The following is a 6,013-nucleotide window of genomic DNA, read 5'->3' on the forward strand; positions in this document are numbered from 1 at the left end:
GGCCTTGATGAAGCTTCGCGCACTCCGTCACCTCCTCGTGGGGGCAGTGCTGGCAGGGGCGTTGCTGCCCATCGCGTCCACCGAGGCGGCCGCGGTGGCGCTGCCGTCGGGCTTCGTGCTGCGGGACACCGACACCGGGCTCGGTCAGTACCAGCTGACCGACTTCGCCTACCTCCCCGACGGTTCCGTCCTCGCCACGGCCAAGGACGGCCGCGTGCGGTGGCTGCCCGTGAACGGGACGGGCAAGACCATCGCGACGCTGCCCACTCGTGCCGTCAGTGATCTCGGTCTGGTCGGCGTCGCCGTCGCGCCCGACTACGCCACGTCGCACACCGTTTACCTCACGCGGTCGGTCGACCAGGCGAGCGGCTTCGTCATGCGCCTGTCGCGGTTCACGGTCAGCGTGGACGGGACCGCCGCGCCCACCGGGCTGAGCGGTGAGCAGTCGCTGCTCGACGTTCCCGGCATCTTCGACGTCCACGGCATCAACGGCGTCGCCGCCGCCGCGGACGGGACGCTCTGGATGTCCATCGGGGACAACGGGGACTTCTCGAAGGTGGACCCGGGGGCGCTGCGCGCGCAGGACATCACCCAGCCCTACGGCAAGATCCTCCACTTCACCCCGGACGGCAAGGGCGTGCCGGCCAACCCGTACTACGACGCCGCCAACCCGGGCTCGACCGCGAGCAAGGTGTTCGCGCGCGGCTTGCGCAACCCGTTCCGGTTCAGCATCGACCAGAACCTCGGGCTGCCGGTCGCGGGTGACGTCGGCTGGAACGCGTGGGAGGAGGTCGACGTCGTCCAGCGCGGCGCGAACCTCGGGTGGCCGTGCTGGGAGGGCAACCACCCGACGTCCGGGTACAGCGGTCTCGCGGGCTGCGCGGGGGTGGCGAACCAGCCGCCGATCTTCGAGTACCAGCACGGCAGTGGTGCCATGCAGGGCAACAGCGTCACCGGTGGGATCGTTTACAACGGATCGAGTTATCCGGCGGCCTACCGCGGTGCGTACTTCTTCGGCGACTACGTGACGCACAAGATCTGGACCCTGCGCTACGACGACCAGGGCAAGCTCACGCAGGCCCCGCAGAACCCACCGGTCTTCACCGACATCGGCGGGCCGACGAAGTTCGCGGCCGCGGTCAACGGCGACATCGTCTACGCCGACATCCTGTCCGGGAAGCTGCGGCGGCTGAGCTATTCGGCCGGAAACACCGCGCCGGTGGCGAACGCGTCGTCGGTCACCGATCCCGACACCCGCACGGTCTCCTTCGACGGTTCGGGATCGGTCGACTACGACAACGACCCCTTGAAGTACGACTGGGACTTCGGTGACGGGACGACCGCGGCCGACGCCGGCCCGGCGGTGTCGCACACCTACGCGGCGGGCACCGGGTCGTTCACCGCGAAGCTGACCGTCCGGGACCCGCTGGGTGCCACCGGCGCGACCGGCATCGCGGTCGCGCCCGGCAACCACACGCCCCAGCTCACGCTGACGACGCCGGGTGACGCCGCGACGTTCGCGGTCGGCGAGCAGGTTCCCCTGAGCGCCACCGCGACCGACGTCGAGGACGGCGCCTTGCCGATCACGTGGACCTCCGCGGTGCGGCACTGCCCGAGCGAGGCCACGTGCCACTCGCACCCCGGCGCCGGCGGGGCGGGAAGCGGTTTCGGGCTGCCGTTCACCGAGCACCCGGACTCGCGGATGGAGTTCACCGCGACGGTGACCGACAGCACCGGGGTGACCGCTTCGAAGACCTACGTGGCCCGGCCGCGCGAGCACCGGATCACCTTGGCCGGCACGCAACCCGCGGCGCTCAGCATCCCGGTCGAGGGCGGCGTCAGCACCGCGATGGTCGCCGAGGGGGCCACGTTCGACGTCGAGGCCGCGCCGCTGGGCATCGACGGCGTCTCGAAGTTCACCGGCTGGCAGGGTGGTCCGGCGGGCACGACGTGGATCGTCACGGTCGGCACGTCCGACCTGACGTTGACGGCGAACTACGCCACGCCGATCGACCAGCGCTACAACGCCGACCCGGCGCTGCAGGCGAAGCTCGGCGCGCCGACCGCGCCCGAGGTCACCGACGGCCCGGTCCACTACCGGGTCTACGCGAACGGGCGGTTGTACTGGAGTGCGGTGGGCGGCACGAAGTTCGTCACCGGCCCGGTGCTGACCAAGTACCTCGCCTTCGGCGGGCACGCCAAGCTCGGCCCGCCGACGTCGGACACCGCGACCACGCCGGACGGGGTGGCGCAGTACAGCCACTTCGTCGACAACGGCAACGTGGGTTCGATCTACTACACGGCGGCGACGGGCGCGCACGCGCTCTACGGTGAGATCCGCAAGAAGTGGGCGGCGCTGGACTACGAGCGCGGGCTCGGGTACCCGACCACCGACGAGAGCGGTACGCCGGACGGCGTCGGCCGGTACAACCACTTCGTCAAGGGTGGCAACGTCGGGTCGGTCTACTACACGAACGCGACGGGCGCGCACGCCATCTTCGGCGAGATCCGCAAGAAGTGGGCGGCACTCGGCTACGAGCGCGGGCTCGGCTACCCGACGACCGACGAAGGCGCGACGCCGGACGGGGTCGGCCGGTACAACCACTTCAGCCTCGGGCACTCGATCTACTACTCGGTGGCGACGGGGGCGCACGCGGTGAAGGGCGAGATCCGGAAGCGGTGGGCGGCCCTGGGTTGGGAGCGGTCCTACCTGCGCTACCCGACGACCGACGAGTACGTGACGAACGGGGTGTACCGCAGCGACTTCCAGGGCGGCTACATCACGTTCACGCTGGCGGGCGGAGCGGTCGACCGTCCTTGGTGAACTGAGCCGCGGCCGGCGGCGCCGGGCTCGCCCCCTACGCGAGCCCGGCGTACCGGTTCCCCTGGTGCGGTCGTCCGGCCCCCCGGCCGAACGCTCCCCGGACACGGCCCCGACGACCGTGTGCGCCGGTGAGACCCCGGCCGGGTGGGGGTGTGACGAGCTCGCGGGTGATGATCACCCGGGCGGGGGAGGAAGGTAGGGCTCGGCGGCAAACGGGGGGCGTTCTGCCGCCGAGCCGAGCTGCGGTCATCGAGCCGGTCGGGGGGCGTGCCGGACCGATCACCTCAGCACACGACAAGAGGGCGAACCGGGGGCGGAATGACGTCTAGGGCCGGAGATCACCTGGTCGAGTGACGCGCCGGTGCCCGGAGCCCAGCGGGGCATCGGCCCCCCGAACCCGCTGGGCCGCCCAGGCACCGACTGGCTCCTTGTACCGGAAATCGGCACCGAACACGGTGGGCGTCACCCGACGGTGCTCCGATTCCACCCTGGCGGGGCAGCTCAGGCCTGGTCGGGCAGGAGCGCCCAGACGGTCTTCTCGGTGACGTCGCGGTCCACGCCCCAAGCCAGCGCGAGGTTGGCTACCACCGCCAGCCCGGTTCCCCGCGAGTGCGCGCCGCCGCGGATCGCGGTGAGGGTGTGCGCGTTCCGCGGTTCGCCGTCGGTCACCTCCAGCAGCAGGCCGGCCCGGTGCCGGGTGTACCGCAGGCTCAGCGGCGCGCCGGTGTGCCGGTAGGCGTTGTCGACCAGTTCGTCGGCGACCAGGAGGACGAAGCCCAGCCGGGTGGCGGGCGCGGACCCGAACCCGACGCCGTCCACGAGCCGTCGGCGGAGCGCCGGTGGCCGTGGGCGCTGCCGCAGGTCGAAGACGCCTTCGGCGGTGGCGGCGATGCGGGCGCACAACCGGTCGACCTCGGCGCTCGGCCGGAGTCCGCTGTAGACGTCGCCCTCAGGCGGGTGTTCGGTGTCCATCGGTTCCCCTCGGTCGATCCGTGGCACGATGCAGGTGCGATGCAAAACGGAGGAGGCCGGATGGACGGCGGGTCCGGCGCACGGTCGCTCAGCTCGAGTGAAGTGGCGCGGGCACTGGGCGTGTCCCAGGTGACCCTGCGCACGTGGGAGCAGCGGTACGGCATCGGCGCCTCCGAGCGCGAGGAGAACGGCCGCCGCCGGTACGCGCCGGAGGACGTCGATCGCCTGCGGCGGATGCGGGCGCTGCAGGCGCAGGGCACCGGCGCGCGCGAGGCCGCCCGGCTGGTGCTGGCCCGGGCCGCCGCCGCCACGACCGCCCACCAGCGCCGGGAGCGGTTGACCGAAGCCGCCGAGCTCCTCGACCTGGCCACGATGGGCGGCCTGGTCGACGACTCGCTCGGCAGCCTGGGCGTGACGAAGACGTGGACCGACGTCCTCGCTCCGGTGCTGCGCGCGATCGGCGCGCGCTGGGCCCGGTTCGGCGACCGCGACGCCATGGCGGCGGAGTGGGCGCTGGCGACGGCCGCGTCCGGGGCGCTGGACCGGTACACGGCCCCGGCGCCGGCCCGGGCGGGGCGGGCGCCGGTCCTGTTCGTCTGCGCGCCGACGGAGCGCCACGAACTGGCGGTCAAGGCGCTCGGCGCGGCGCTGTGCGACGACGGCGCCCCGGGGATGTTCCTCGGCGGGCTCGTGTCGCTCGACGTCCTGCGGGTCGTCAACGCCCGCTTCGCCCCGAGCGACGTCGTGGTGTGGTCGATGACGTCGCAGTCCGCGGACGTGCGGATCCTGCACACCCTGCACGCGGAAGGGGTGCCGGTGCGCCCGGCGGGGCCGGGCTGGCGCGGGCTGCCGACCGCCGGGGAGCCGCTCCCGCCGTCGTTCACCGGTGCCCTCGCCCATTTCGGGTGCTGACCGCCGATCGCCGTGGTCGTCCGATGTGGACGGACAGGACCGCCAGCGGGCCCAAGGTGTTCTCCAGCACGCACACCAGCACGGCCGCCGGGGTGGCGGGGAACCGCGTCGCGGCGGCCCAGGCGGAACCGGCGAGCAGGAAGCCGCCCAGCAGTACCCCGACGACGACCGCGGCCCGGTGCAGCCGCCGGTCGCGGGTGTCCGAAATGGTCAGCAGGAGCACCGCTTGGACGACGAGCCCGGTGGCCGCGCCCAACGCGGGGGAGCCGACGGGCAGCCAGGTGAAGCTGATCGCCGTGGCGACCGCGGACAGGGCGGCCGTGCCCGCGGCGCACCCCGAAGCGAGGCGGGCCGTCGCCGCGCCGCTGCTTCGGAGCGCGGTGGTCATCGCCGTTCCCGTTCCAGGGCCCGGGTTTCCTCGGCCGGGTCGGGGTTCAGCAGCGAACCCGGGAGCGCGCGCCCGGCCGAGCCGAGCTTGTTCATCTTCTTCGGCACCGGCGCGCCCTGGTACTCGAGCGGGCTCGCGCTCAGCGGCTGGTGGATCTCGATGAACTCGCCGTGCGGCAGCCGTTTGATGATGCCGGTCTCGATGCCGTGGTCGAGCACCTCGCGGTCGGCCCGCTGCAGGCCGAGGCAGATCCGGTAGGTGAGGAAGTACGCCAGCGGCGGGGCGATCAGCAGCCCGATCCGGCCGGCCCAGGTCGTGGCGTTCAACGACAGGTCGAACTGCACGGCGAAGATGTCGTTGAAGCTGGAGAGGGTGAGCACGAGGAAGAAGGCGATCGCCATCGCGCCGATCGAGGTGCGGACCGGTGCGTCGCGCGGGCGCTGGAGCAGGTTGTGGTGCGCGGTGTCGCCGGAGAGCTTCCGCTCGATGAAGGGGTAGCTCAGCAGCAGCGTCACGAGGACGCCGATGCCGATGGCGCCGGCGAAGAAGACCGGGGGCACGGTGTGGTCGCCGAGGTAGAGCTCCCACGGCGGCCAGACGCGCAGCAGGCCGTCGGCCCACCCCATGTACCAGTCCGGCTGGGACCCGGCGGAAACCTGGGAAGGGTTGTACGGGCCGAAGTTCCACACCGGGTTGATCTGGAACAGCCCCGACATCAACGCCAGCACCCCGATGACCAGCGTGAAGAACGCCCCGCCCTTGAGCGCGAAGTACGGCATGATCCGCACCCCGACCACGTTGGTCTCCTTGCGGCGCACGCCGGGGAACTGGGTGTGCTTCTGGTACCAGACCAGCGCCAGGTGCGCCCCGACCAGCGCCAGCATGATGCCCGGCAGCAGCAGGATGTGCAGCGTGTA

Annotated in this window: 5 protein-coding genes; 2 read left to right on the top strand and 3 right to left on the bottom strand. The window is 72.2% G+C overall.

Going from position 1 to position 6,013, the window contains the following annotated elements:
• The first annotated feature begins 7 nt into the window (after window positions 1–7).
• Entirely contained in the window at window positions 8–2,824 is a 2,817-nt protein-coding gene (locus tag AB0B33_RS44610) for a PQQ-dependent sugar dehydrogenase (RefSeq protein ID WP_360783680.1), read from the top strand.
• Window positions 2,825–3,325: 501 nt separating this feature from the next.
• On the opposite strand, the gene AB0B33_RS44615 is transcribed toward AB0B33_RS44610, so the two are convergent.
• A complete protein-coding gene (locus AB0B33_RS44615; protein ID WP_360783682.1) occupies window positions 3,326–3,796 on the bottom strand; it encodes an ATP-binding protein in 471 nt (156 codons plus the stop codon).
• A 60-nt stretch (window positions 3,797–3,856) separates the two neighbouring features.
• Between AB0B33_RS44615 and AB0B33_RS44620 the strand changes: the two genes are divergently transcribed.
• On the top strand, window positions 3,857–4,708 hold the full coding sequence (locus AB0B33_RS44620) for a MerR family transcriptional regulator (protein WP_247022465.1): 852 nt from the start codon (window positions 3,857–3,859) through the stop codon (window positions 4,706–4,708).
• Here the strand turns inward: AB0B33_RS44620 and AB0B33_RS44625 are convergent.
• The gene (locus tag AB0B33_RS44625; protein WP_360783685.1) at window positions 4,677–5,096 is read right to left on the bottom strand and encodes a hypothetical protein; all 420 of its coding nucleotides are present in this window, start codon (window positions 5,094–5,096) and stop codon (window positions 4,677–4,679) included. The genes AB0B33_RS44620 and AB0B33_RS44625 overlap by 32 nt on opposite strands.
• Window positions 5,093–6,013 (bottom strand): cytochrome b N-terminal domain-containing protein (locus AB0B33_RS44630; protein ID WP_360783688.1); only part of this gene is annotated, 921 nt, incomplete at its 5' end. The genes AB0B33_RS44630 and AB0B33_RS44625, both read right to left, overlap by 4 nt.

The sequence above is a fragment of the Amycolatopsis sp. NPDC049159 genome, from assembly GCF_040648295.1.
Classification (GTDB): Bacteria; Actinomycetota; Actinomycetes; order Mycobacteriales; family Pseudonocardiaceae; genus Amycolatopsis; species Amycolatopsis pretoriensis_A.

What these genes read in the sequence shown, in the direction of transcription:
- AB0B33_RS44610 (WP_360783680.1), top strand. Translation starts at nt 8, where the DNA reads ATGAAGCTTCGCGCACTCCGTCACCTCCTCGTGGGGGCAGTGCTGGCA.
- AB0B33_RS44615 (WP_360783682.1), bottom strand. Translation starts at nt 3,796, where the DNA reads ATGGACACCGAACACCCGCCTGAGGGCGACGTCTACAGCGGACTCCGG.
- AB0B33_RS44620 (WP_247022465.1), top strand. Translation starts at nt 3,857, where the DNA reads ATGGACGGCGGGTCCGGCGCACGGTCGCTCAGCTCGAGTGAAGTGGCG.
- AB0B33_RS44625 (WP_360783685.1), bottom strand. Translation starts at nt 5,096, where the DNA reads ATGACCACCGCGCTCCGAAGCAGCGGCGCGGCGACGGCCCGCCTCGCT.